The organism is Enterobacter sp. A103, from assembly GCF_034427535.1.
GTDB lineage: Bacteria > Pseudomonadota > Gammaproteobacteria > Enterobacterales > Enterobacteriaceae > Enterobacter > Enterobacter asburiae_B.
On the sequence record NZ_JAXQPQ010000003.1, the window covers coordinates 363606 to 389792 of the forward strand.

A 26187-nucleotide genomic window follows, 5' to 3' on the forward strand; every position below is an offset into this window, starting at 1 on the left:
AAACAGATTATTGTGATCTTCGCCTGATTTCGGGAACGTTCCCATTTTCGCCGTCACGCTGAAGGAGTAGGCTTGCGCTCAGGTCATTACACCCCCTCACCATCTGTCATGAGGTTTCATGATGAGTAAAGTCAAACAAGCAGATATCGATCGGCTGATCGTCCTGGTCGGCGGACGCGAAAACATCGCCACCGTCAGCCATTGCATTACCCGCCTGCGCTTCGTGCTGAACGATCCGGCCAAAGCCAACCCGAAGGCCATTGAAGAACTTTCCATGGTCAAAGGCTGCTTCACCAACGCCGGGCAGTTCCAGGTCGTTATTGGTACCGAAGTGGGCGATTACTATCAGGCTCTGCTGGCGACAACCGGGCACTCTTCTGCCGATAAAGAGCAGGCGAAGAAGGCCGCGCGCCAGAATATGAAGTGGCACGAGCAGCTGATTTCCCACTTCGCGGAAATTTTCTTCCCGCTGCTGCCCGCGCTGATCAGCGGGGGCTTAATCTTAGGCTTCCGTAACGTCATCGGCGATGTGCCGATGAGCGACGGCAAAACCCTGGCGCAGATGTATCCGGCGCTGAAAACCGTTTACGATTTCCTGTGGCTGATTGGCGAGGCGATCTTCTTCTATCTGCCGGTCGGGATTTGCTGGTCCGCGGTGCGCAAAATGGGCGGCACGCCGATTCTCGGTATCGTGCTGGGCGTCACGCTGGTCTCTCCACAGTTAATGAACGCTTACTTACTTGGTCAGCAGGTGCCTGAGGTGTGGAACTTCGGCCTGTTTACTATCGCCAAAGTGGGCTATCAGGCGCAGGTCATTCCGGCCCTGCTGGCGGGTCTGGCGCTGGGCTTTATTGAAACGCGCCTGAAGCGCATCGTGCCCGATTACCTCTATCTGGTGGTGGTGCCGGTCTGCTCGCTGATCCTGGCGGTGTTCCTGGCGCACGCCTTTATCGGTCCGTTTGGCCGCATGATCGGCGACGGCGTAGCCTTCGCGGTGCGTCACCTGATGACCGGCAGCTTCGCGCCGATTGGAGCCGCGCTGTTTGGCTTCCTGTACGCCCCGCTGGTGATCACCGGCGTGCACCAGACCACGCTGGCCATTGATATGCAGATGATCCAGAGCCTCGGCGGCACGCCGGTCTGGCCGATTATCGCCCTGTCTAACATTGCACAGGCGTCGGCGGTCACTGGCATCATCATCGTCAGCCGCAAGCACAACGAGCGTGAGATCTCCGTTCCGGCAGCCATCTCTGCTTACCTCGGCGTCACAGAACCGGCGATGTACGGTATCAACCTGAAATACCGCTTCCCGATGCTCTGCGCGATGATCGGTTCCGGTCTGGCGGGCCTGGTGTGTGGTCTGAACGGCGTGATGGCGAACGGGATTGGCGTCGGCGGCCTGCCGGGCATCCTCTCCATCCAGCCCGCTTACTGGCAGGTGTTTGCCCTGGCGATGGCCATCGCGATTATCGTCCCTATGGCGCTCACCACCGTGGTTTACCAGCGTAAGTTCCGTCAGGGCTCGCTGCAGATTGTTTAACTTCTTCTTTCGGGGCGCAGTTGCGCCCCTTCGCATTTGCAGGAACGCACTATGAATACCCTTCCTCACTGGTGGCAGAACGGCGTCATCTATCAGATTTACCCAAAGAGCTTCCAGGATACCACCGGCAGCGGCACCGGCGATCTGCGCGGCGTGACGCAGCGTCTGGACTACCTGAAAACCCTCGGCATCGACGCCATCTGGCTGACGCCGTTTTATATCTCCCCGCAGGTGGATAACGGCTACGACGTGGCGAATTACACCGCCATCGACCCGGCTTACGGCACGCTGGATGATTTCGACGAGCTGGTTGCCCGGGCGCACGAGCGCGGCATCCGTATCGTGCTGGATATGGTGTTTAACCACACCTCCACGCAGCACGCCTGGTTCCGCGAGTCGCTGAACAAAGAGAGCCCGTACCGCCAGTTCTACATCTGGCGCGACGGCACGCCGGAGCTGCTTCCCAACAACTGGCGCTCCAAGTTTGGTGGCAACGCCTGGCGCTGGCACGCCGAGAGCGAGCAGTATTACCTGCATCTGTTCGCCCCGGAGCAGGCGGATCTCAACTGGGAGAACCCAGAAGTGCGCGCCGAGCTGAAAAAGGTGTGCGAGTTCTGGGCCGATCGCGGCGTCGACGGCTTGCGTCTCGACGTGATTAACCTGATTTCGAAAGATCAGGATTTCCCGGACGACAACACCGGAGACGGCCGCCGCTTCTACACCGACGGGCCGCGCGTTCACGAATATCTGCAGGAGATGAGCCGCGACGTCTTCACCCCGCGCAACCTGATGACGGTGGGCGAGATGTCCTCGACCTCGCTGGAGAACTGCCAGCAGTACGCCTCGCTCGACGGACGCGAGCTGTCGATGACCTTTAACTTCCACCACCTGAAGGTGGACTACCCCGGCGGCGAAAAATGGACGAAGGCGAAGCCGGACTTCGTGGCGCTGAAAACCCTCTTCCGCCACTGGCAGCAGGGGATGCACAACAGGGCGTGGAACGCGCTGTTCTGGTGTAACCACGATCAGCCGCGCATCGTGTCGCGCTTTGGTGACGAAGGGGAATACCGCGTACAGGCCGCGAAGATGCTCGGCATGGTGCTGCACGGCATGCAGGGCACGCCGTATATCTACCAGGGCGAGGAGCTGGGGATGACCAACCCGCACTTCAGCCGCATCACCGACTATCGCGACGTGGAAAGCCTGAACATGTTCGCCGAACTGCGCGCCAACGGCCGCGAACCGGATGAACTACTGGCGATTCTGGCGAGTAAGTCCCGCGATAACGGGCGAACCCCAATGCAGTGGGACGCTTCGCACAATGCGGGCTTTACCGAGGGCGAGCCGTGGATTGGGGTCTGCGATAACTACGAGACGGTGAACGCCCGCGCGGCGCTCGACGACCCGGATTCGGTGTTCTACACCTACCAGTCGCTGATCGGCCTGCGTAAAACCCTGCCGGTGCTGACGTGGGGAGATTATGAGGATCTTCTGCCGGAACATCCTTCTCTTTGGTGCTACCGTCGTCAGTGGCAGGGGCAGACGCTGATGGTGGCGGCGAACCTGAGTAATACGCCGCAGGAATGGCAGACAGACGCTCTCAGCGATAGGTCGCAGGTGGTGATGAGTAACTACCCTGCACCGCAAACGACGTCGCTGCGTCCGTTTGAAGCCGTCTGGTGGTTGCAGCAGTAATTCTCTCTACCGGGTGCGGCTCAGCACCCGGCTTACTTTACTGTTTTTGTTGAGTAAATAATCAGATTTTTCTCTCGCGCCTTTACAATCGCTGAAGCGCCCGTCGTTTGTACTCTCGTCTTTTTACTTTGTTCTGCATCAAATAAATCGCAAACATGTTTGATGCAAATCACTATATGTAGCACTTAAAATGCACGCCGACCCAACATCTTGTATTTATCGTCTACTATTCCAACAACAAGACGGCGCTTACGCTGGCCGGAATTGTGGATAACACGAGCTGGGAACGCGGGAAGTCTTTGGCCCGGCGGGGAATATGCCTGGTTATGACTTCTCCACCTCTGTGGATAACCTGTTTTCAAAAAATGGAGTGATCATGACACCGCATGTGATGAAACGTGATGGCTGTAAAGTGCCGTTTAAATCAGAGCGCATCCAGGAAGCCATTCTGCGTGCAGCTAAAGCAGCGGGAGTCGATGACGCAGATTACTGCGCCACCGTCGCAGAAGTCGTTAGCAGCCAGATGAACGAACGCAGCCAGGTCGATATCAGTGAGATCCAGACCGCGGTTGAGAACCAGCTGATGGCGGGGCCCTACAAGCAGCTGGCGCGCGCCTACATTGAGTACCGTCACGATCGTGACGTGCAGCGTGAGAAGCGCGGTCGTCTGAACCAGGAGATCCGTGGCCTGGTGGAGCAGACCAACTCCGCCCTGCTCAATGAAAACGCCAACAAAGACAGTAAAGTGATCCCGACTCAGCGCGACCTGCTGGCCGGTATCGTTGCCAAACACTATGCCCGTCAGCATCTGCTGCCGCGCGACGTGGTCTCGGCGCACGAGCGCGGTGAAATTCACTACCACGATCTCGACTATTCGCCGTTCTTCCCGATGTTCAACTGCATGCTGATCGACCTGAAAGGCATGCTGACCCACGGTTTTAAAATGGGTAACGCCGAGATTGAACCGCCTAAGTCGATCTCCACGGCCACCGCCGTCACCGCGCAGATTATCGCTCAGGTCGCCAGCCATATTTATGGCGGCACCACGATTAACCGCATTGATGAAGTGCTGGCCCCGTTCGTGACGGCAAGCTTCAACAAGCATCGTAAAACGGCCGAAGAGTGGCAGATCCCGGACGCCGACGGCTACGCGCACTCCCGCACCGAGAAAGAGTGCTACGACGCCTTCCAGTCGCTGGAGTATGAGGTAAACACGCTGCACACCGCCAACGGCCAGACGCCGTTTGTGACCTTCGGCTTTGGGCTGGGCACCAGCTGGGAATCACGCCTGATCCAGCAGTCCATCCTGCGCAACCGCATTTCCGGTCTCGGCAAGAACCGCAAAACGGCAGTGTTCCCGAAACTGGTGTTCGCCATCCGCGACGGCCTGAACCACAAGTTTGGCGATCCGAACTACGACATCAAACAGCTGGCGCTGGAGTGCGCGAGCAAGCGCATGTATCCGGACATCCTGAACTACGATCAGGTCGTCAAAGTGACCGGTTCGTTTAAAACGCCAATGGGCTGCCGCAGCTTCCTCGGCGTGTACGAAGATGAAAACGGCGAGCAGATCCACGACGGGCGCAACAACCTGGGCGTCATCAGCCTGAACCTGCCGCGCATCGCGCTGGAGGCGAAAGGCAATGAAGCGGAATTCTGGACGCTGCTGGACGAGCGCCTGCAGCTGGCGCGTAAGGCGCTGATGACCCGTATTGCACGTCTGGAAGGGGTCAAGGCCCGCGTGGCGCCAATTCTCTATATGGAAGGGGCCTGCGGCGTACGTCTGAAAGCGGATGATGACGTGTCTGAGATCTTCAAAAACGGTCGCGCGTCCATTTCGCTGGGCTATATCGGTATTCACGAGACCATCAACGCCCTGGCGGGCGATACGCATATGTACGACAGCGAGGCCCTGCGTGAGAAAGGCATCGCCATCGTTCAGCGCCTGCGCGACGCGGTTGACCAGTGGAAAGAGGAAACCGGCTACGGGTTTAGCCTCTACAGCACGCCGAGCGAGAACCTGTGCGACCGCTTCTGCCGTCTGGATACCGCCGAGTTCGGGATCGTGGAAGGCGTGACCGACAAAGGGTATTACACCAACAGCTTCCACCTCGACGTGGAGAAAAAGGTGAACCCGTACGACAAGATCGACTTCGAAGCGGCCTATCCGCCGATCGCCAGCGGCGGCTTCATTTGCTACGGCGAGTACCCGAACATTCAGCACAACCTGAAGGCGCTGGAAGACGTGTGGGATTATAGCTATCAGCACGTGCCGTATTACGGGACCAACACGCCAATCGACGAGTGCTACGAGTGCGGCTTTACCGGTGAGTTCGAGTGTACGAGCAAAGGTTTTACCTGCCCGAAATGCGGCAACCACGATGCGGCTCGCGTCTCCGTGACCCGTCGCGTGTGCGGCTATCTCGGCAGCCCGGACGCGCGTCCGTTTAACGCCGGGAAGCAGGAAGAGGTGAAGCGTCGCGTGAAGCATTTGGGGAATGGGCAGATCGGGTAAGTTCGGCGCAGGGTTCTCCCCCTCACCCTACCCCTCTCCCTCAAGGGAGAGGGAACTCTTCCCCCTCTCCCTGTGGGAGAGGGTCGGGGTGAGGGCATCAGCGCGCACAAATTCTCTGGACATTTTCTATGCGATATCATCAATACTACCCCGTCGACATCGTCAACGGCCCCGGCACCCGCTGCACCCTGTTCGTTTCAGGCTGCGTCCACGAATGCCCCGGCTGCTATAACAAAAGCACCTGGCGCTTAAATTCCGGCATGCCGTTCACCGCCGAAATGGAAGACCGGATCGTCAACGACCTGAACGACTCGCGCATCAAACGCCAGGGGATTTCGCTCTCCGGCGGCGATCCGCTGCACCCGCAAAACGTGCCGGAGATCCTGAAGCTGGTGAAGCGCATTCGCCGCGAATGTGCAGGCAAAGATATTTGGGTCTGGACGGGATATAAGCTGGATGAACTCAATGCGCAGCAAAGAGAAGTAGTGGATCTGATTAACGTCCTGGTCGACGGCAAGTTCGTGCAGGATTTAAAAGACCCGGCGCTGATCTGGCGCGGCAGCAGCAACCAGGTTGTGCATCATCTGCGTTGAAAAAAGGCGGATGTTATCCGTCCGCCCTTACCTCAAAACCGGCTCAAACTCTCCATCGCCACCGCCTTAAACCCGGCAAAATCTCCGCAGCTACAGAGCCGCGACATCGCCCGTTCACGCAGGAAGGTGACGAAGATATCGTAAATCGCCATCGCCTCTTCGTATTCGCTTTTGCTGATGGCGAGCAGGAAGATGACGTGCGCGGTTTCATCTCCCCACTGAACGCCGTGCGGGGCGAGCACGGTATAGACCACCGTTTTCTGCGCTAAAAGGCCGAGGGAGTGCGGCAGCGCGATGCCGTCGCCGAGCATGGTGCTGACGATGGCTTCACGCTCGACGACAGAATCCAGGAACTCCGCGCCGACAAACCCCTCGCCTTCAAGCTGCGCGCACAGTTCACGGAACAGCGTTTGCTGGTCAACGGGCTTGTCGATAATGCGGAAATGGGCCGCGTCGAAGTATTTATCCAGCATCCACGGGCGGGTGCGGTCCACCAGCACCAGCTTGCCGATCTGTTCTAACTGGTAATCGGTCGGGAATGGGGCGATCATCACCACCGGTTTAGATTTTTCGCTCACGCGGGCGGTGGAAATGACAAAGTCCTCGCCGATGGAATCCGCCAGCTCGTACTCGCGCAGGGTGAGCGTGCGGGCCACCTCAATCTGCGGGTACTTGCGCTGGAGCACCGCCTCGATCATGCGGACCATAGCATTCCCGGCGTCGCATACCAGCAGCACCCGCGGCTGGCGCTGGTAGCCGATGTTGTAATGGCGCTCCAGCCCGACGCCGATATGCAGCACCAGGAAGCCGATTTCGTTTTCGCTGATCACATACGGCGTGTATTTTCCCCAGCTCGACACCGCCGCGAGGGTCATATCCCACGCCATCGGGTAGTGCTGCTTGATGTTATCCAGCAGCGGATTGGGGATCATGATTTGATACCGCACCCGGGTGATCATGGTTTTGATGTGCGTGAGCAGGTCCGCGTGCAGCTGCGCGTCGCTGAGCAGGTTGTAATTATAGTGGGTGTTGATGTAGCGCAGGATGTAGTTGACCAGCGCTTCGTCGTCATCCGCGTTAATGGCGCTCGGGGCAATCTCCTGGATCTGCCGCGCCGCAATGTGCACGCACAGCCAGCTCTCCTCTGAAGGTGAAAGCGCTTTGCCCGCCAGCTGCTGGATAGTGACGGCGATATCCTTCGCCGCCTCGCGCACATTCTCTTCCACGTCTTCGGCGTGGAATTCCGGCAGCGGATAGCCCTCGCTGATGCGCCGCACCGACACCGCGCAGTACAGGCGCAGGAACAGCTCGCCTTCATCGGTCAGACGGATGTGATGACGCGTCAGCGCCTCGTGCAGCACGGGCACCATCTGCTCCGCCACGCCTGCATTCAGCGCCACGTCGGTCACCAGCGGGTTCAGGCTGTCCTGCTGCGCAAGCTCCCAGAGCAGATCGGTCAGGCAGGCGCGGGTCGACATCTCGCTGCCAAACAGCTTCATGCCGTGGCGAGGACGCGTTTCCAGCGTCAGGTTATAGCGGTGGAACCACTCGCGGACTTCGGTCATGTCGCTCTGCAGCGTGGCGCGGCTGACGAACCACTCGTCCGCCAGATCCTCGAGCTTAAGAGAAAATGCCGAGGTCAGAAAACGCACCACCAGATAGTGCACGCGCTCCGGCCCGGTCCGGGGAATACGCAGCGCGCGCGGGTGGGATGCCTGCAGCTGCTGGTAGCGCTGGGCATCATCAATTTTGAGCTGATAGCCGTTGCCCCGGCTCAATATAAACTGCGCGCCGTGGCCTGCCAGCAGCGCGTTCAGGGCGGTGATATCGGCACGGACGGTTCGCGTGGAGACCGACAGCCGCTGCGCCAGCTCGTCCTGCGGCAGCGTCTCGTTTTGCAACAAATCGAACAGTTGCGCTAAACGTTGGTTCGGAAATCGCACGGGTTTGTCCTCTTACAGCTTAAGGTGAAATGACCATCTGAGATGGGCTGCCGACCGGGGTATAGTCCGGCTCGAAGCTTAATTTCCCGTCCTGCGCCACGCGGAAACGGGTGATGTTGTCGCTGCGCTGGTTCATGACGTACAGCCAGTGTCCCTGCTTATCGAGCGTCAGGGTGCGCGGGTAGTCGCCGCGCGTCCACACGTCATCCTGATGCGTCAGCGTGCCCTCCGCTGTTACGGTAAAGTGCCCGATGCTGTTATGCAAACGGTTAGCCACATACAGCTGTTTACCGTCGGCGCTTAATGCGAGCCCGGCAGCAAAGCTGGTGCCTTTGTAACCTTCCGGCAGGGCTGAGAGCGTTTTGCCCTCTTTCAGGGTGCCGTTAGCGTTCACGGTATAATGGGTGAGCGTAGACGCCTCTTCGTTAATCAGCCACAGGGCATCGCCTTTTGGCGTAAAGACAAAGTGGCGCGGCCCGGCGCCTTTTGAGGAGGCGCTGATAAACGGCGGATCGTTCGGCGTCAGCTTCCCTGTTCGATCGTCAAAACGATACTGGTAGAGGCGATCCAGCCCAAGATCGGTGGAAAACACGTATTTCCCGCTCGGATCGGCGGCGATCATGTGCGCGTGGGGGCCGTTATGATCGCTGATGGCAAAGCTTCCTTCGACAGCCGCTTCCGGCTTCGCCGCGCCCGGTTCGCCCTGATCCTGACGTTTATCCGTAGCCTCACCCAGGCTGCCGTCTGCGTTGACTGGCAAAACGGCGATCGATCCGCTGACATAGTTAGCCACCAGCAGATGTCGACCGTTCGGCGTCAGCGACAGGTAAACCGGCCCCGCGCCGCCGGAGGCCACCTGATTAAGCTCGCTCAGCGCGCCGTTATCCCCCACCCGCAGCGCCTGCACCACGCCCTGCTCCACTTCACTTGCCAGATAGAGCGTTTTGCCGTCGTGCGAGACGGCCAGCTGCGCGGCGTTCGGCAGCCTGCTCACCAGCGTTTTATTCGCCAGCGCGCCGCTTTGCGGGTCAACGGTAAAGCGGTACAGCCCTTCGCCGTTGGGGTTGTAGGTGCCCACCCAGGCGTACTGCGGCTGGGCGATAGCGGCGGTGGCGAGCATTGAGAGTGAAGCAACAAGCAGGGTACGGGTGTGCATGGTGGCTCCTTTATATTTGTGCGGTTTGTTTTCCCTCACCCCGGCCCTCTCCCAAAGGGAGAGGGGGTAAAAGTTCCCTCTCCCTTTGGGAGAGGGTTAGGGTGAGGGCAGATACTACTTCACCAGCTTCTTCGTCATCGCAAGCAGCGTACGCACGTCTTCCGGGCGCGTGTCGCCGCTGGCTTTGTCGATAATCGAGCTGTAGATATGCGGGATGATTTTGCTCACGCCCGCGTCGAGGGCGATCTGCAGGATCTCCTCATAGTTTTCCAGATCGATACCTCCGGTCGGCTCCAGCCAGAAGTCGTGACGGGCGCAGGCTTCCGCCACCGCGTTGTACTCATCACGGCACTTGAGGCCGCCCATCGGGAAGTATTTGATGGAGCTGCCGCCGAAATCCTTCAGCAGGGCAATCGCGGTTTCAACCGGTACGATGCCGTCCGGTGCGTTGCTGCTCAGCGGTCCGGTGGAGATTTTCACCATGCCCACGGTGCCGGTCGGAGAGACCAGGCCGTTGACCACCGACTCATTCTGCCCCAGCAGCGCGCGGCTGGTGGCCACGCCGGTGAAGACCTGGTTGACGTGCTGCGGCTGCACCTGACGGGAGATCTCGCTTACCATCGCCGACTGGTTCGGATCCCCCGCGCCGAGGCCGACGGAGAGTGCGTTATCGATCAGCGCGGCATATTCACGCATATCGGCAACGGCGCTCGCCACGTCCGGGTAATTTTTGGAGAGCACGCCCACCAGCACGTGACCTTCCGCCGCCTCGTAAATGGCGCTGGCGTTGGCTTTCGATCCTGCCAGCACGTTCAGGCAGACGCGGTCACGGTAAAAGTTGGGGGTCAGTTTCATGCTTTTTTCTCCTGTCCTAATACTTCGCTAATGCGGCGATACACGATGTTCAGCTGGTCAGCATTCACGCTGCGCACGTCCGCCTCGATAATCCCTTCGTTGGCCTTGTAGCCACGGAAGTAAATGGCGTATTCCCCCTGCTTGAGCTTCGCCACCAGATCGCCCGTGCCGACGCCCGTTGTGGCTTCGTCGAACTTGATCTCGGTGCGGGCGATATCGCGACCGGCGCTGTCCCAGACCACGCGCGCGGTCACGCCGTTCAGGGTGTTGAGCGCGTCGATAAACGGCGTCATCTTCGCCACCATCTCGGCGCCGCTCTCTTTGGTCGCCGTCAGGTAGTGTTCGATGGCGCAGGTCAGGCCAAGAATGCCCTCTTTGCCCACCTTCATCGCGCGGCCAATGCCCGCCGTCTGGCGCTTCACCCACTCAACGTACTGGGTTTTACCGATCACCAGCCCGCTGGTTGGGCCTTCAATCGCCTTCGCGCCGCTGTAGATCACCAGATCGGCGCCGGATCGGTAGTACGCGTGCAGATCTTCTTCCGCCGCCGCGTCGACGATCAGCGGGAGATCGTGCTTGCGCGCCACCACCGCCGCCTGCTCGACGCTGAGCATGCTTTTCTGCACGCAGTGGTGCGATTTGATGTAGAGGATCGCCGCCGTGCGCGGGGTGATCGCCGCAGCCAGCTGATCGGCAGAGCATTCGTTGGCGTAGCCCGCCTCCACCAGCTTGCCGCCGCCCAGCGCCACCATGGTGCCCACCGGCGCGCCAAAGTTTACGTTGTGGCCTTTCGGCAGGACGATTTCGTTGTTCTCAATCGGGGTCACGTGCAGGTTTTCCAGCAGCCAGTCGCTGTCTTTCACCAGCACCGCCGCCACCGACTGGGCTATGCCCGCCGACGCGCAGGAAACCACCGTCGCGCCTTCCACATGCAGCAGCTTCGCGATGTATTCCCCGGTTTTATTGACCAGATCCTTCATCTCGAAATAGTGATTCATGCCGTCCATCGCCGCCTGCACCACTTCCGGGCGCGGCGTGGAGACGCCCAGCGCCGTCATGCGGCCAGAGGTGTTGATAACCTGCTTTAAATGGTACTTCTCATAAATCGAAGGCATGTTCCGTGCTCCCTTGTTCGGTCATGTAGCCCTTGCCCGCGCGGATCGCGGCAAGCGGCACCAGAATGTGTTCAGCCTGCAGGCTGTCGTTTTCGGCATCCGTCAGCACCGTCGGCTGGCGTTTAATCGTGAACAGCGTCAGGTCGGCGTCGAGACCCGGCTGGATGCGGCCCTTGCGCGCCAGGCGCAGGCCGTCGGCGGCGTTGGCGGTCACGCAGTCAATCACCTGCGGCAAGGACATGCCGATGGCGAGAAACTTCGACATCACGCTTGCCAGCGAGCCGACCGGCCCGTTGATGCGGTTGCGGCAGTAGATATCCGAGCTGATGGTGTGCGGCAGAATGCCCATCGCGATGGCGCGTTTCGCCACCTCAAAGCTGAAGCTCGCCGTACCGTGGCCAACGTCCAGGCGCACGCCGCGCTTCAGGGCGGAGGTGATGGAGGCGCGCAGCTCGCCGGAGGGCGTCAGAATGCGGTTGGGTTTGCCGTTATAGCAGTGGGTGATGATGTCGCCGGAACTCAGCAGCTCGGCGATTTCGTCGAGGTTCGGCGGGTTGTTGCCGATGTGCACCATCAGCGGCAGGTCGCCGTTCTCTTTCTGAATGGCTTTAGCGCGCTCCAGCGGCGTAATGCCGTTTTCACCGACCACGCTGCTGCTCATGCGCGCCTTCAGGCCGACGATAAAATCAGGGTGGCGCTTCACCGCCTGCTTCACCGCGTCGGCGTCAATATTCGCCATGTTGGCCAGTTCGTTCTGGGCAATCAGCCCCACCCGGGAGATGTTCAGCAGGGCAAACACCTCGGTGGAGGCTTTACGGGTGATTTCGTAGAAATCGTCCACGTCGTCGGCACCGGTACTGCCCGCGTCCACCACGGAGGTGACGCCGGTGGCAATGCCCACGCTGTCCGGCTCGTCGTGGTAAATCGGGGAGTTCGGGTAGCAGTGAACGTGGGAGTCAATCCAGCCTGCGCTGACGAACACGTCGCCGTTCAGCTCAACCGTTTTATACGCGGGGGCGTCAATCTTGCCCAGCGCCGCGATCTTCCCGTCCTGAATGGCGATATCGGTCAGGGTATCGTCGGCAAGGCGCGCACGGCGCAGGAGTAAATCAAACATGAGAATCTCCTGATAAGGCGGGCGCCTGAGCGCCCGCGGGTATTAAAGGGCGACCGGGAACAGCCAGCCCAACAGCATTGCGCCGAGGATCGCGCCACCGGTGATCGGCTTCTGCCAGATGTAGAACACCAGCGCACCCAGCAGGGAGCCGACGCCGATAGGAATGGAGGCGGTCATGGCGCTGAGGATAATCAACGGCCCGAGGAAACGGCCGGAGGCGTTACCCGCGCCCATCATCACGTCTGCACCGTAGGTGGAGTTGCTCTGGTTGATGGTGAACTTACGCGCCAGGATGATGACGTAGCCAATCGCCAGACCAATCACCAGGCCGGTAATCAGCGCGGCAATGAAGTTGGTCACCGGGAACATGATGCCCGCGCCCAGCAGCAGCGCCGGAACGCCGAGACCCACGCCGGTCTGGATGGCGCCGCCGATGTCGAGAATACCCACCAGCGACCCTTCGATAATGCGGGCGAACAGGAAGCTCGCGCCGAACGCCGCCACCGCGCCGTAAACCCCGGTATCGATCCCCGCTTTCAGCATCGCCACGAAGGCCACTTCGTTAAACGCGCCGATGCCGTAGAGGTAGTACATGTGCGTCCCGGCGAAAACGCCGGAGGAGAGCAGGCCAACGAAGATCGGGAACGACCAGTCGGCATACCAAAAACCTTTATTCTGTTCCATTTAGAGGCTCCTGTTATTTACCGCTGAGCGAGTTGTGGATCATGTCGAGCCAGTTCGGCACGGTCAGATGGAAGGATTCGATCATCTTCATGTCGAAGCCGCGGAAGAAGCCGCTCAGCACGAAGAGCAGGACGATCGCCGCCATCATCACTTTGGTGACGTGGTTCCAGCCGCTCTCTTCCACGCCTTTACCGATCAGGATCCCCAGCACCAGGCCCGGTACGGCGTTCCCCATAATCAGCTGCGCCGCGCCGCCAAAGATGGTGGCCCAGAAGCCCGATTTTTTACCCGCGTCGATAGCTGCCAGCCAGAAGATCACCGGCATCACGGTGTTCACCAGCAGGTTTGCCGCCGGTACCAGAACCTTCACGGCGGTGACCTGAAGCGCTGCCGGCACGGAGGAGGCGGTCAGGTTCAGGAAGGTGACGACGAGCATGCCAATCACGCCGCAGGCAATCGCCATTTTGCGCGGGTCGTGCAGCGTTTCGCCGACGTTACGGTTTTTGATCATCAGCGCAGCAGCACCCCAGTTCGGGATGATGCGGTGGTCAACGTCCTGTGTGAAAGCCCCTGCGGCCACGGAAGAGGCCCAGGCGTTAAAGAAGAAACCTAACCCAAAGGAGAAGTGGGACGCCGGATCCCCTTCGCAGGAGTTCAGTTCCCCCAACGTACGAAACGCGCCCATACCCTGAGTGGTAGGCGCATGAAACATGCGTGCAGCCCCGGCTCCGACACCGACGCCAACCAGGCCGCCAATGATGAGCGATTTTATTAATATAATTAAGAACATCAGTCTGCCCTTTTATGAATAATCAGCGTTGCGTGACGAAATCCACCTGGTCAAGATTGATAGCGGTCACGTTGACGGTCACATCCAGCTCCACGCTGTAGGTGCGTCTTTCCCGGCGCAGAAAGAAGAACAGAAACGCTTCTTTTCGCACCGCTTCTTGCGCCTGAACGACCTGCACATCCTGTGGCTCAATACGCAGTAAGATATGCGGTGAGGCTTTCATCACCGCGGCCTGAACGTGGTTGAGCGCGTCGGCAAAGGCGCGCGCTTTGGCGTCGCCTTTGCCCTTCACTCTCACCGTGGTTGTGAACTGTTCTTTCATGCTTATGCGCCGTATTTCTTCTGCCACGCCTGCACCAGACGCTCGCCCAGCTCTTCTTTATCCATAAAGCCGAAGCCCAGCACGTTGCAGCCTTCGTTGATGGCGGTCACGCCCTCTTCCACCGAACGCATGCCGTATTTGGCCTTGTAGCCATATTTGGTTTGGGCAGTGATGGCACCCGCGCCGCCGCTGCCGCAGAAGGAGATGCCGAAGGTGGCGTTTTCCGCTTTCATCACGTCGCCGAGCTTCATGTCCGCCGCCATGCCCGGTACAACCACCGCGCGTCCACCTGCTTTTTCCACACCGGCAGCCACTTTCTGACCTTTACCCAGGCGATCGCCAATCACGACTGTAATCTGTTCCATGTGTTGCTCCTTAAAGGTTGTCTTTCGCGACTTCAAAGTGAACGGAGAGCAGCCAGGCTTCTTCATCAGGAAGATTGCCAAACTGCGCGACCACTTCACGGGCGAGCCGCATTGAATCCGGTGAAATTTCGTCAAACAGCTCTGCTTCAACCTCCGGCAGCGGCTCGCCGGTCACGGACCGGTGCGCCATTGCGCGCACGTGGGAGGTGAGCATCTGCTCCTGTACCGCATTGGGGATGATGTTGTTTCGGGCCAGCAGGGCATAAACCTGCTGCAGCATGGTGTTCGCGAGCTGTTCTGTTTGCTCTGCCTGTTCCCCAACGTCGTTCATTACCGCTCCGTTAATCACTGGTCTTACCCCGTTAATGGCTCTGGAATAAAACTAACGTTGGGGGGGAATTGTTTGTAGCGAGTTGTTTTCCACTTCGAAGTGGAAAGGCGAGCCGCAGCAGTGATCTGTGCCACATAAATGCGGTGAATCTGAATTAATCCCGGTATTTGCGTGATGAATATCACGTATTCCAGCGGCAAAACGCGCGCCGGGGAAACGAAACGTTCAGGCGCGGTGACGCAAAAATGTGATGGCGATAGGGTTTACTTATTACCGCATAAAAAAAAACGGGGGCCGCTGGCCCCCGCTGGTTGTTTGTCAGATGCGCGATCGGTTAACGGTATTTCTTGTGATAGGTGTTACGGGTCGTCACAAACTGCTCGGCCGCCGCCTGGGCTTCCTTCACTTTGCCTTCGTTAGCCAGCTTCAGCGCGCCGTCGATCTGGCCGACCAGCACGTCAAAGCCGTGGCGATAGTCTTTCATTTCTGCGCTGTCTGCCGCTTTGCTTTCCAGCTTCGGAGGCGTCGCTTTTTGTGCGTCCAGCGCCGCTTCACGCATTTTGGTCAGCGCGTCTTTCATTTCAGCCGCATTGTCGGTTTTCTGCACCACCTTCAGGTTTTGACCGAGGATGCCCATGTCGTCTTCAAGATCGGCAGCAAACGCAGAAGAGCCAAGAACCAGCGTTGAAGCCGCGACGATCGCTAACAGATGTTTACGCATTGCTCACTTCCTTTTTTATTATTAAAACGCCTTTACGGGTATTACTGACCGGCGATTTTCATTTCCGGCAGAAGTACAGAACCACACTGTATATTGCTACGTGTTTCAATATCGTTACCGACCGTAACGATATTGCGCCACATGTCCTTCAGGTTGCCAGCGATGGTAATTTCGCTCACCGGATACTGGATTTCGCCGTTTTCCACCCAGAAGCCCGCCGCGCCGCGCGAGTAGTCTCCGGTAATGCCGCTTACGCCCTGGCCCATCAGCTCGGTGACCACCAGACCGGTGCCCATCTCTTTCAGCATCTGCTCAAAGTTCAGGCCCTGTCCGGCAATGCGCCAGTTGTGGATGCCGCCAGCGTGTCCGGTGCTTTTCAGCCCCAGCTTGCGCGCGGAGTAGTTGGTCAGCAGCCACTGGGTCAGAATACCGTCTTTGATGATATCGCGACGTTCGGTGCGCACGCCTTCGCTGTCGAACGGCGTGGAGGCCAGCCCTTTCAGCAGGTGCGGATGTTCTTCAATGGTGAGCCATTCCGGCAGAATCTGCTTGCCCAGCGAGTCGAGCAGGAAGGTCGATTTACGGTAAACCGAGCCGCCTGCGATAGCGCCCACCAGATGGCCAAACAGACCGGTCGCCACTTCGTTGGCAAAAATAACCGGGGCCTTCATGGTGGAGAGTTTGCGCGGCGACAGGCGTGACAGCGTGCGTTCGGCACACTCTTTACCCACCCACTCAGGAGACTGCAAATCCCCCAGCGCGCGGCCAATGGTATAGGCGTAGTCACGCTCCATGTCACCGTTCTCTTCAGCGATCACGCAGCTGGAGAGCGAATGACGGGTAGAGCAGTAGCCCTGCAGCATGCCGTGGCTGTTGCCGAAGACTTTGATGCCGTAATGGCTGTTGAAGCTGCCGCCTTCGGTATTGGTGATGCGCTTATCGGCCTGCAGGGAAGCCTGCTCGGCGCGCGCGGCGAGTTCGATCGCTTCGTCCGGGGTTACTTCCGCCGGGTGGAAAAGATCGAGATCCGGCGCGTCAAACGCCAGCAGGTCTTTATCCGCCACGCCTGCGTAAGGATCCGGAGAGGTATAACGGGCGATATCCAGCGCCGCCTGCACCGTACGGGCAATGGCATCCGGGCTGAGATCGGTAGATGACGCGCTGCCTTTGCGATTCTGGTGATACACCGTGATCCCAAGCGCGCCATCGCTGTTGAATTCTACGTTCTCCACTTCACCATAGCGGGTGCTCACGCTGATGCCGGTGGTTTTGCTGACCGCCACTTCGGCGCCATCTGATTTTTCTGAAGCAAGCATCAGCGCGGTGGAGACGGCTTCTTCAAGAATCTTACGCTGCGCTTCAACTTGTGAGGTTACTTTCATCGCAAATGCCATACTGTAAGAGAGAGTTATCTGAAGTCTAACAGAGAACCGTTTTTCAGTGCGCGTCTTAACTGGTAACATTAGCCTCTTTTTTTAAGGAGCCTGACATGACTAAGCAGCCCGAAGACTGGCTCGACGACGTTCCCGGTGATGACATCGAAGACGAAGATGATGAGATCATCTGGGTCAGTAAAAGTGAAATTAAACGTGACGCCGAAGAGTTAAAACAGCTTGGCGCAGAAATGGTAGAACTGGGTAAAAACGCGCTGGACAAGATCCCGCTCGACCAGGATCTGCGTGATGCCATTGAACTGGCACAGAAAATCAAGAAAGAAGGCCGTCGTCGCCAGCTTCAGCTTATCGGGAAAATGCTGCGTCAGCGCGACGTCGATCCGATCCGCCAGGCGCTGGACAAGCTGAAAAACCGCCACAACCAGCAGGTTGCGTTTTTCCATAAGCTTGAGCAGATCCGCGATCGCCTGATTGAACAGGGTGATGATGCCGTACCGGAAGTGCTGAACCTGTGGCCGGATGCCGACCGCCAGCAGCTGCGTTCCTTGATCCGCAACGCGCAGAAAGAGAAAGAAGGGAATAAGCCGCCGAAGTCTGCGCGCCTGATTTTCCAGTATCTGCGCGAGCTGTCTGAGAACGAAGAGTAATCAGTTCCCCCCTCCCCGGAGGGCGAGGGAGGAAAGAATGTAGGCCCGGTAAGCGCAAGCGCCACCGGGCTTTTTTTTACTCTGCGGCTGCCGCTTCCGCTTTCTTCGCCAGACCGTCCAGCAGCTTCTGATGGATCCCACCAAAACCGCCGTTGCTCATCACCAGAATGTGATCGCCAGGCTGAGCGGCTTTCACCACCATATCCGCGAGCGCATCCACATCCGCGCTCCAGTGCGCGGGCTGAATGCAGGCATCGGCCACTTCGGCCACCTGCCACGGAATATGCTGCGGCTGCAGCAGGAAGACCTCATCGGCACGTCCTAACGACGGCGCGAGATCATCTTTGCAGATGCCCATCTTCATGGTGTTCGAGCGCGGTTCCAGCACCGCGAGGATGCGGGCTGTGCCGCCGACCTTGCCGCGCAGGGCGGCAAGCGTTGCCAAAATGGCCGTCGGGTGGTGTGCAAAATCGTCATATACGGTCACGCCGTGGGCTTCACCGCGCAGTTCCAGACGGCGACGGGCGTTAATGAACGAGCCCAGCGCATTGGCCGCATCCGCAGGCAGAACGCCAACGTGACGCGCCGCAGCAATAGCCATCAGGCCGTTGTGCATGTTGTGCTCGCCCACCAGGCCCCACTTCACCTCACCCACTTTTTCACCGTCGAGCAGCACTTCCCACTCGGAGGCATCGGCGTTGAGCTTCTTCGCCTGCCAGTGGCCCTGCTCGCCCACCAGCTCCTGCTCGCTCCAGCAGCCCATCGCCATCGTCTGCTTCAGGTTGATGTCGTTTTCCGGCAGGATGATGCGCCCCTGGCCCGGAACAATGCGCACCAGGTGGTGGAACTGTTTCTGGATCGCTTTCAGGTCGTCAAAAATATCCGCGTGGTCGAACTCAAGGTTGTTGAGGATCAGCGTGCGCGGGCAGTAATGCACGAACTTGGAGCGTTTGTCGAAGAACGCGCAGTCGTATTCGTCGGCTTCGATCACGAAGAACGGGCTGTCACCCAGACGCGCAGAAACGTCGAAATTACCCGGTACGCCGCCAATCACGAAGCCCGGCTTGTAGCCGCAGGCTTCGAGGATCCAGGTCGCCATGCCCGCAGTCGTGGTTTTGCCATGGGTACCGGCAACGGCAACCACCCAGCGGTCGCGCAGGACGAAGTCATGCAGCCACTGCGGGCCGGACATGAACGGAATATTGCGTTCCAGAACCGCCTCGACGCACGGATTGCCGCGGGTCATGGCGTTGCCGATGATCACCAGGTCCGGCTCGGGATCCAGCTGGCTGGCATCGTAGCCCTGAATTAACGAGATGCCCTGTTTCTCCAGAAGTGTGCTCATTGGCGGATACACATTGGCGTCCGAACCTGTCACTTCATGGCCCAGCGAGCGCGCCAGCATTGCCAGTCCGCCCATGAAAGTGCCACAAATCCCCAATATATGAATGCGCATACGTCACTATCCTTCTTCAATGTGGCGCACATTTTACTCACATGTTAGCGGCTGTGAAACGCATTTCAGGTAAATCCGTATGTTGCTGGCGCGATTCACCTCTGCGCTAATATTTGAATGTTTGTTAAGATTGTTGGGCTTTAGTCGTTTTAGTGAACATACAATCGCTCTACTCACAAAGATGCAGGGAAAGTGTTATGAAAACGTTAGGTGAATTTATTGTCGAAAAGCAGCACGAGTTCTCTCATGCTACCGGTGAACTCACTGCTTTGCTGTCGGCAATAAAGCTGGGCGCTAAGATCATCCACCGCGATATCAACAAGGCCGGTCTGGTCGACATCCTGGGTGCCAGCGGTGCCGAGAACGTTCAGGGCGAGGTTCAACAGAAGCTCGATCTGTTCGCAAATGAAAAATTGAAAGCTGCACTGCGCGCGCGCGACATCGTTGCGGGTATCGCCTCTGAAGAAGAAGATGAAATTGTTGTTTTCGAAGGGTGTGAACACGCTAAATACGTTGTTCTGATGGATCCGCTCGACGGTTCCTCAAACATCGACGTTAACGTTTCTGTCGGTACCATTTTCTCCATCTACCGCCGCGTCACGCCTGTTGGCACGCCGGTGACCGAAGAAGATTTCCTGCAGCCGGGCATTAACCAGGTTGCTGCCGGTTACGTCGTTTATGGCTCCTCCACCATGCTGGTGTACACCACCGGCTGCGGGGTTCACGCCTTTACGTACGATCCTTCACTGGGCGTTTTCTGCCTGAGCCAGGAACGCATGCGCTTCCCGGAGAAGGGTAACACCTACTCCATCAACGAAGGCAACTACATCCGATTCCCGAACGGCGTGAAGAAGTACATTAAATTCTGCCAGGAAGAAGATAAAGCGACCCAGCGCCCGTACACGTCCCGCTACATTGGCTCTCTGGTCGCGGATTTCCACCGTAACCTGCTGAAAGGCGGTATCTACCTCTACCCAAGCACCGCCAGCCACCCGGACGGGAAGCTGCGCCTGCTGTACGAGTGCAACCCGATGGCGTTCCTCGCCGAACAGGCGGGCGGCAAGGCGAGCGACGGTAAAGAACGTATTCTGGATATCGTGCCGGAAAGCCTTCACCAGCGCCGTTCATTCTTCGTCGGCAACAACCACATGGTTGAAGACGTTGAACGTTTTATCCGTGAGTATCCGGACGCGTAATGCCTCTCTACAGGGGAGCCGTTCTGGCTCCCCTGGTCATTTATATATTTTACCGTATAAGTGTTTATAAAAAACAGGCTTTAATATTCACCACTGCTCCTGCATTATTTCCATAACAGTTTGACAGATATTTCGTGGAGCAGAATCGCAATGAACAATTATTCCCGTGCTAATACCGGCATTGATTTAAATCTTATCCCTGTCTTTATTGAAATCGTCCGCTGCGGCAGCATGGCTAAAGCCTCTTTGCGTCTGGAGATGTCACGTCCGGCGGTGAGTCTGGCCCTAAAGCGTTTTAATCAACTCTTTGATGAACCGTTATTTTTCCGCAAAGGTTTATATCTTGAACCGACGGAAAAAGCGTTAGCCTTAACCAGCTCACTGGAAATATTAATGGGTGAAATTCACGATAATATTGCGGCAGTTAATTCCGGAAAAAATAAAACCCCGGCACAGAACGTACCGGGGCTGGGTAATATTATGCAGCGGTCTGAGTCGTCACTTTGAATGATGACATGGCTTCCATCAGCTGACGCGACTGCTCTTCAAGGGAGCGGGTCGCGGCGGAGGATTGCTGCACCAGCGCCGCATTCTGCTGCGCGGTTTCGTCCATCTGATTCACCGCAATATTCACCTGCTCAATGCCGCGGCTCTGCTCCTGAGACGCGGTCGCAATCTCACGCATCAGTTTGGTCATCCGCAGCACTTCTGTTGCGATTTCGTCCATCGTTTCGCCGGCCTGCTGTGCCAGCTCGCTGCCCTCGTTAACGTGGGTCTGCGAATCACTGATAAGCGATCGGATCTCTTTCGCAGCGTCGGCGCTGCGGCTGGCAAGGTTTCGCACTTCGCCCGCGACGACGGCAAACCCGCGCCCCTGCTCGCCCGCGCGCGCCGCTTCCACGGAGGCGTTAAGCGCCAGAATATTGGTCTGGAAGGCAATACCGTCGATCACGCTCAGGATGTCGGCGATGCGCGCCGAACTGCCGGAGATATCGCGCATTTTTTCAATTACGTAGCAGACCATTTCGCTGCCGTGATCGGCCGTGTCGGACACCGACTTCGCCAGCTGGTGCGCCTGCTCGGCGTTATCGGCGTTGAGCTTCACCGTCGCGGTGATCTGTTCCATGCTGGCCGCCGTCTGCTCCAGCGACGTGGCGGTGGATTCCGTACGCTCGGCAAGATCGCGGTTTCCCAGCGTCAGCTCGCGGCTACCGGTGTCAATTTGCGAGCTGGCATCGCGTACCCGCATAACCGAGTTCATCAGCGACTGCCGCATCTCCTCTATCACCGCATTGAGGCGGTTAAACTCCTGGCTCGCGGGGGCATTCAGCGTATGGGTTAAATCCCCCGCCGCCACGTTCTCCAGCTGAGCGATCGATGCAGAGAGCGGCTTGAGCAGCATATGGCGCAGCACCAGCCACGCGAGCACGATAATGCCCGCCGTCAGCAGCGCTGCGACGATAATCAGGATCAGTACGCGGGTTTTACTCGCCTGCACGGCGCTCACTTCCGCCTGACCACGCGCTTCGCTCCATTTCTGAAACGCCTGCATGTCGTTATCAAACTGCTTCGCCACCGGAATCAGCGTCTTCTCCAGAAGATCGTAGTACCCGTCCGCGCTCTGATCATTCAGGGTTTTCAGCATCGGGTTGATCCCCTGCTGGCTATACGTCGCCAGGCTGGCCGCCACTTTATCGAGCAGCTGTTGCCCCTGCTCGTCAGCCACGCCGCCGTCGATCACGCCTTTCAGCGTTTTCTGGGCCAGGGCAACTTCCTGATTGATGTTTTTTACCGCTTTGGCCGCATCGTCCAGCATGCCGATTTCCATCATGCGGACGGCCTGGCCCGCCTCATTGCGCGCGCGCAGGATCAGCGTATAGCCTGAATTAAGCTGCACCATCTGCTCACCCTGAAGGTGATTAATACGCTGCAGTGAAGAAGAACTCTGTGTGAGGGCATAAATGCCAATGCCGCTGACAATCAGCAGCAGAAGGGTCATAACGGCCAGTAAAGAGAGCAAGCCGGTACGAATCGATAGCGTTTTAAGCATGATATTATTTCCGGTAGCGAGATATTTCTGGGCATAAAAAAAGAGTATCGGCCGCTACCGGAAAATGTTTAGACTTTAAGCAAATTCAGCGTGTTATCGCTCTGTTACCGATGTGTTTACGCGGGTAACAGGCGAGCTTTGACGGTTCTCCCAGAGCACCGTCAGGCCACGCTGCAGGGCAATAAAAATAAACAGCAGAATGCCGATGGCGATCTTCGTCCACCAGGAGCTGAGCGTGCCGTCAAAGTTGATATAGGTTTGTATCAGCCCCTGGATAGCCACGCCGAACAGCGTTCCCAGCACCGTCCCCACCCCGCCGCTGAGCAGCGTGCCGCCGATGACCACAGAAGCAATCGCATCCAGCTCCACGCCCACGCCTGCAAGGGCATAGCCCGCCTGGGTATACACCGAGAAGACGATACCCGCCAGCGTCGCCAGGCCGGTCGAGAGCATATAGATGCGGATGGTGGTGCTGCGGGTGGAGATCCCCATCAGGTTTGCCGACGTGGCGTTACCGCCGATGGCGTAAACCTGGTTGCCAAACCGGGTACGGTGGGCGAGGAAGATGCCAATCACCACCACGCCCAGCATCAGCAGCCCCATCGCGCTCAGGCGGCCGCCGCCGGGAATTTTCCACGCCAGGCTGGAGAGCGTGTCGTACACCGGATGGTTAATCGGAATCGACTCTTCCGACACCAGATAGCTCACTCCGCGCAGGAAGAACATCCCGGCGAGGGTAATGATAAACGCCGGGATCTTTAACGCGTCAATCAGCAGCCCCATAAAGGCGCCAAACGCGCAGCCCATCGCCAGCACCAGCGGAAACGCCACCAGCGGAGAGATCCCCCAGAAGCCGATCGCCTTCGCGAGGAATACGCCCGTGAACGCGATCACCGAGCCAACGGAGAGATCGATCCCGCCGGAGAGGATCACAAAGGTCATCCCGACGGCGATGATGCCTAAAAAGGCGTTATCGGTCAGGATATTGCAAATCACGCGGGTCGAGGCAAAACCGGGGAATTGGGTGAGGCAGTAGAGATACCCCAGCACAAACACGCCCAGCGTGATCATCAACGGTAAATTACGTTTTATCATGGCCACGGATCCCCTTAATGATGCTGACAAAGCGCGGCGACTGGACGATCAGCACGCAGAGCACGACCACCGCTTTCACCACCTGGTTGAGTTCCGGCTGGAACCCCGAAAGCAGGATCCCGGTGTTCATTCCCTGAATGATCAGCGCGCCAATCACCGAGAGCAGCAGGTTAAAGCGCCCGCCCATCAGCGATCCACCGCCGATCACCACCGCGAGGATCGCGTCCAGCTCCAGCCAGAGTCCCGCGTTGTTGGCATCGGCCCCGCGAATATCAGCGGCGACGATGACCCCGGCGATGGCGGCGCAGACGCCGCTCAGCACGTAGGTCAGCATCACCATCAGACGGGTGTTGACCCCGGCGTTGCGCGCGGCGCGGATGTTGATCCCGACGGCTTCAATGAACATGCCCAGCGCCGTTTTGCGGGTGAAAAGCCAGAAGACAACGAGCGTGACCAGGGCAACGATCACCGGCGTCGGGAAGAACAGCAGGTTGCCGCTCCCGATCCACGCCAGGCTCGGCGAGTTAAAGGTGACAATCTGCCCGGAGGTAATCAGCTGCGCCACGCCGCGCCCGGCCACCATTAAGATAAGGGTGGCGACAAAGGGCTGAATTTTCAGCACCGCCACCAGAATGCCGTTCCATAATCCGGCCAGCACGCCGGTGCCTAAGGCCGCCAGCAGTACCACCGGCAGGCTGTGTCCGGACACGGTCATGGAGGCTGCCGTGGCCCCGGCGATAGCCATCACCGCGCCGACGGAGAGGTCAATCCCGCCGGTGGCGATGACCAGCGTCATCCCGATGGCCAGCAGCGCCACGGGCGCGGCACGGTTTAGAATGTCTATCGGGCTGCCAAACAGGCGCCCATCCTGCACGATAATCTGGAAGAAATGCGGCGCGACCAGGCTATCCACCAGCAGAACCACCAGCAGCGCTGCGATTTGCGGCGTGCCGGTTGGCCAGCTGAAGCGGCGCTTAGACTCACCGGTTTGCGAAAGCGAACGGGGCATCACGATTTACTCCTTATGCCGCGATGGCATTCATGATCGCCGGAACGGACAGCTTATCCAGCGGGATCTCTGCCACCTGTTTGCGATCGCGCATGATGATGACGCGATCGGCATAGCCCACCAGCTCTTCCAGCTCGGACGAAATAACCAGCAGCGCCAGACCGTCCGCGCACAGGGTTTCGATAAGCCGGATAATTTCGGCGTGCGCCCCCACGTCAATGCCGCGGGTCGGTTCGTCGAGGATCAGGAACTGGGGTTTGGTCAGCAGCCAGCGGGAGAGCAGCACCTTCTGCTGGTTGCCGCCGGAGAGGAACTCGATAGGCTGTTCCGCGCTCGGGGTACGAATACCCAGCTGACGGATAAAGCGCTCGGCAATGGCGTTTTGCTCTTTACGGGGGATCGGGCGCAGCCAGCCGCGCTGGGCCTGCAGCGCCAGAATGATATTTTCCCGCACCGAAGCCGCGGCAATAATGCCGTCCGTTTTCCGATCTTCCGGGCAGAAGCCGACGCCCAGACAGGAGGCCTGATGCGGGGATCGCAGGGTTTGCGGTTTGCCCTTGATCAGCGCGGTGCCGCTGTCGGCCGGCTTGATTCCGAATATCACCTCGGCGGTTTCGGTCCGGCCGGAGCCCAGCAGGCCCGCCAGCCCGACAATTTCGCCAGGGCGGACTTCCAGATTAAACGGCGAGATCACCCCTTTCTTACCGTAATCGCTGAACGCGGCGACCGGTTTCTCGCTGAGCAGCGTGCGCCCGGCGCGCTGAAGGGCGTTGGTTTCCAGCTCGCGGCCCAGCATCATTTTCACCAGTTCGATCTGCGGCAGCTCGCGGGTTTCGCGGCAGCCGACAAAGCTGCCGTTGCGCAGCACCGTGATGCGATCGCTTACCTCATATACCTGATCGAGGAAGTGGGTAACGAAGATCAGGCTGACGCCCTGATCGCGCAGCTGGCGCATCAGGGTAAAGAGCATCTCAACTTCCTGGGTATCGAGGCTGGCGGTGGGTTCGTCGAGGATGAGTACCTTCGCGGAGAGATCGATCGCGCGACAGATGGCGACGATCTGCTGCATCGCCACGGAAAAGCGGTTCAGCGGCTCGCGGACGTCAAGGGAGAAGCCGTACGACTCCATCAGCTTTGTCGCCCGCGCCTCCATCTCTTTGCGGCGCAGCAGGCCAAAACGTCGCGGCTCACGGCCAATAAACAGATTATCCGCCACCGACATATTCGGCAGCAGGTTTACTTCCTGGTACACCGTCCCGATCCCCAGCTGCTGGGCATGGGCGGTATTTTTCGGCGAAATGGCGTTGCCTTCCAGCCAGATGGTGCCGCGATCGGCGTGATAAACGCCGGTGAGGGATTTAATCAGCGTCGATTTTCCCGCGCCGTTCTCACCCAGCAGCGCCATGATCTCACCGCGCCGCAGGCTGAAATCAACGTTATCCAGCGCCTTTACGCCGGGGAAGAATTTGCTTAAGCCCTCTGTGCGGAGGATTTCCTGGTGTTGTTCAGTGGTCATGGTTTTCCCCCTCACCCTGACCCTCTCCCCGGAGGGGAGAGGGGACTATTCGTGCCAGTCTATAAATTTCTGCCCAAACCGC

Annotated in this window: 24 protein-coding genes; 7 read left to right on the forward strand and 17 right to left on the reverse strand. The window is 58.6% G+C overall.

Annotated elements, in window-relative coordinates:
• Positions 1 to 121 precede the first annotated feature (121 nt).
• The 4 genes from treB (at position 122) to nrdG (ending at position 6343) form a co-directional block, all read left to right on the forward strand.
• Entirely contained in the window at positions 122 to 1540 is a 1419-nt protein-coding gene (treB, locus tag SPH27_RS12115; protein ID WP_029739268.1) for a PTS trehalose transporter subunit IIBC, read from the forward strand.
• 51 nt (positions 1541 to 1591) lie between these two features.
• Positions 1592 to 3235, forward strand: a complete 1644-nt coding sequence (treC, locus tag SPH27_RS12120) for an alpha,alpha-phosphotrehalase (protein ID WP_182071979.1) — start codon at positions 1592 to 1594, stop codon at positions 3233 to 3235.
• Between the two features lie 376 nt (positions 3236 to 3611).
• A complete protein-coding gene (gene nrdD / locus SPH27_RS12125) occupies positions 3612 to 5750 on the forward strand; it encodes an anaerobic ribonucleoside-triphosphate reductase (RefSeq protein WP_032662478.1) in 2139 nt (712 codons plus the stop codon).
• 128 nt (positions 5751 to 5878) lie between these two features.
• Positions 5879 to 6343 (forward strand): anaerobic ribonucleoside-triphosphate reductase-activating protein, encoded by a 465-nt coding sequence (nrdG, locus tag SPH27_RS12130; RefSeq protein WP_039261072.1) that lies wholly within the window; start codon positions 5879 to 5881, stop codon positions 6341 to 6343.
• 32 nt (positions 6344 to 6375) lie between these two features.
• Here nrdG and SPH27_RS12135 read toward each other — a convergent pair whose 3' ends face one another.
• From SPH27_RS12135 to pmbA, 12 genes are all read right to left on the reverse strand, one after another.
• A complete protein-coding gene (locus SPH27_RS12135) occupies positions 6376 to 8286 on the reverse strand; it encodes a BglG family transcription antiterminator (RefSeq protein WP_182071977.1) in 1911 nt (636 codons plus the stop codon).
• Between the two features lie 19 nt (positions 8287 to 8305).
• Positions 8306 to 9442, reverse strand: a complete 1137-nt coding sequence (locus SPH27_RS12140; protein WP_033144497.1) for a lactonase family protein — start codon at positions 9440 to 9442, stop codon at positions 8306 to 8308.
• Positions 9443 to 9556: 114 nt separating this feature from the next.
• Complete coding sequence (dagF, locus tag SPH27_RS12145) at positions 9557 to 10297, reverse strand: 2-dehydro-3-deoxy-phosphogluconate aldolase (protein ID WP_033144496.1); 741 nt, start codon at positions 10295 to 10297, stop codon at positions 9557 to 9559.
• On the reverse strand, positions 10294 to 11412 hold the full coding sequence (locus tag SPH27_RS12150) for a DgaE family pyridoxal phosphate-dependent ammonia lyase (protein ID WP_182071975.1): 1119 nt from the start codon (positions 11410 to 11412) through the stop codon (positions 10294 to 10296). Before SPH27_RS12150 ends, dagF begins: the two co-directional genes overlap by 4 nt.
• On the reverse strand, positions 11396 to 12529 hold the full coding sequence (locus tag SPH27_RS12155) for an amidohydrolase/deacetylase family metallohydrolase (protein ID WP_039261066.1): 1134 nt from the start codon (positions 12527 to 12529) through the stop codon (positions 11396 to 11398). Before SPH27_RS12155 ends, SPH27_RS12150 begins: the two co-directional genes overlap by 17 nt.
• Before the next feature lie 42 nt (positions 12530 to 12571).
• Positions 12572 to 13213 (reverse strand): DUF4310 family protein, encoded by a 642-nt coding sequence (locus tag SPH27_RS12160; protein ID WP_023310183.1) that lies wholly within the window; start codon positions 13211 to 13213, stop codon positions 12572 to 12574.
• 13 nt (positions 13214 to 13226) lie between these two features.
• Positions 13227 to 14003 (reverse strand): DUF4311 domain-containing protein, encoded by a 777-nt coding sequence (locus tag SPH27_RS12165; RefSeq protein ID WP_023310182.1) that lies wholly within the window; start codon positions 14001 to 14003, stop codon positions 13227 to 13229.
• 22 nt (positions 14004 to 14025) lie between these two features.
• Positions 14026 to 14325, reverse strand: coding sequence for a DUF4312 family protein (locus tag SPH27_RS12170; RefSeq protein ID WP_006810338.1), 300 nt, complete (start codon positions 14323 to 14325; stop codon positions 14026 to 14028).
• A gap of 2 nt (positions 14326 to 14327) precedes the next feature.
• Positions 14328 to 14690, reverse strand: coding sequence for an SFCGS family glycine-rich protein (locus SPH27_RS12175; protein ID WP_023293430.1), 363 nt, complete (start codon positions 14688 to 14690; stop codon positions 14328 to 14330).
• A 10-nt stretch (positions 14691 to 14700) separates the two neighbouring features.
• Complete coding sequence (locus SPH27_RS12180; RefSeq protein WP_025911967.1) at positions 14701 to 15039, reverse strand: glycine dehydrogenase; 339 nt, start codon at positions 15037 to 15039, stop codon at positions 14701 to 14703.
• Positions 15040 to 15355: 316 nt separating this feature from the next.
• Positions 15356 to 15742: a cytochrome b562 gene (gene cybC, locus SPH27_RS12185; RefSeq protein ID WP_008501412.1), complete on the reverse strand. Its 387-nt coding sequence runs from the start codon at positions 15740 to 15742 to the stop codon at positions 15356 to 15358.
• A 41-nt stretch (positions 15743 to 15783) separates the two neighbouring features.
• Positions 15784 to 17136 carry a metalloprotease PmbA gene (gene pmbA / locus SPH27_RS12190; protein WP_023310180.1) on the reverse strand — a complete coding sequence of 451 codons (1353 nt, stop codon included), beginning with the start codon at positions 17134 to 17136 and terminating at the stop codon, positions 15784 to 15786.
• A 95-nt stretch (positions 17137 to 17231) separates the two neighbouring features.
• Here pmbA and yjgA point away from each other — a divergent pair, with 95 nt between their 5' ends.
• Positions 17232 to 17783, forward strand: a complete 552-nt coding sequence (gene yjgA / locus SPH27_RS12195; RefSeq protein ID WP_029739257.1) for a ribosome biogenesis factor YjgA — start codon at positions 17232 to 17234, stop codon at positions 17781 to 17783.
• A 76-nt stretch (positions 17784 to 17859) separates the two neighbouring features.
• Here yjgA and mpl read toward each other — a convergent pair whose 3' ends face one another.
• Positions 17860 to 19239 carry a UDP-N-acetylmuramate:L-alanyl-gamma-D-glutamyl-meso-diaminopimelate ligase gene (gene mpl, locus SPH27_RS12200; protein ID WP_029739256.1) on the reverse strand — a complete coding sequence of 460 codons (1380 nt, stop codon included), beginning with the start codon at positions 19237 to 19239 and terminating at the stop codon, positions 17860 to 17862.
• 197 nt (positions 19240 to 19436) lie between these two features.
• On the opposite strand from mpl, the gene fbp reads away from it, so the two are divergent.
• On the forward strand, positions 19437 to 20435 hold the full coding sequence (gene fbp / locus SPH27_RS12205) for a class 1 fructose-bisphosphatase (RefSeq protein ID WP_023310178.1): 999 nt from the start codon (positions 19437 to 19439) through the stop codon (positions 20433 to 20435).
• A gap of 150 nt (positions 20436 to 20585) precedes the next feature.
• Complete coding sequence (locus SPH27_RS12210) at positions 20586 to 20942, forward strand: helix-turn-helix domain-containing protein (RefSeq protein WP_033144492.1); 357 nt, start codon at positions 20586 to 20588, stop codon at positions 20940 to 20942.
• Here SPH27_RS12210 and SPH27_RS12215 read toward each other — a convergent pair.
• From SPH27_RS12215 to ytfR, 4 genes are all read right to left on the reverse strand, one after another.
• On the reverse strand, positions 20914 to 22485 hold the full coding sequence (locus tag SPH27_RS12215) for a methyl-accepting chemotaxis protein (protein WP_033144491.1): 1572 nt from the start codon (positions 22483 to 22485) through the stop codon (positions 20914 to 20916). The genes SPH27_RS12210 and SPH27_RS12215 overlap by 29 nt on opposite strands.
• A gap of 93 nt (positions 22486 to 22578) precedes the next feature.
• Positions 22579 to 23580 carry a galactofuranose ABC transporter, permease protein YjfF gene (yjfF, locus tag SPH27_RS12220; RefSeq protein ID WP_023293434.1) on the reverse strand — a complete coding sequence of 334 codons (1002 nt, stop codon included), beginning with the start codon at positions 23578 to 23580 and terminating at the stop codon, positions 22579 to 22581.
• The gene (gene ytfT, locus SPH27_RS12225) at positions 23567 to 24592 is read right to left on the reverse strand and encodes a galactofuranose ABC transporter, ATP-binding protein YtfT (protein ID WP_165356711.1); all 1026 of its coding nucleotides are present in this window, start codon (positions 24590 to 24592) and stop codon (positions 23567 to 23569) included. The genes yjfF and ytfT overlap by 14 nt, the downstream gene beginning before the upstream one ends.
• A gap of 10 nt (positions 24593 to 24602) precedes the next feature.
• Positions 24603 to 26105: a galactofuranose ABC transporter, ATP-binding protein YtfR gene (gene ytfR, locus SPH27_RS12230; RefSeq protein ID WP_029741733.1), complete on the reverse strand. Its 1503-nt coding sequence runs from the start codon at positions 26103 to 26105 to the stop codon at positions 24603 to 24605.
• Positions 26106 to 26187: the final 82 nt, after the last annotated feature.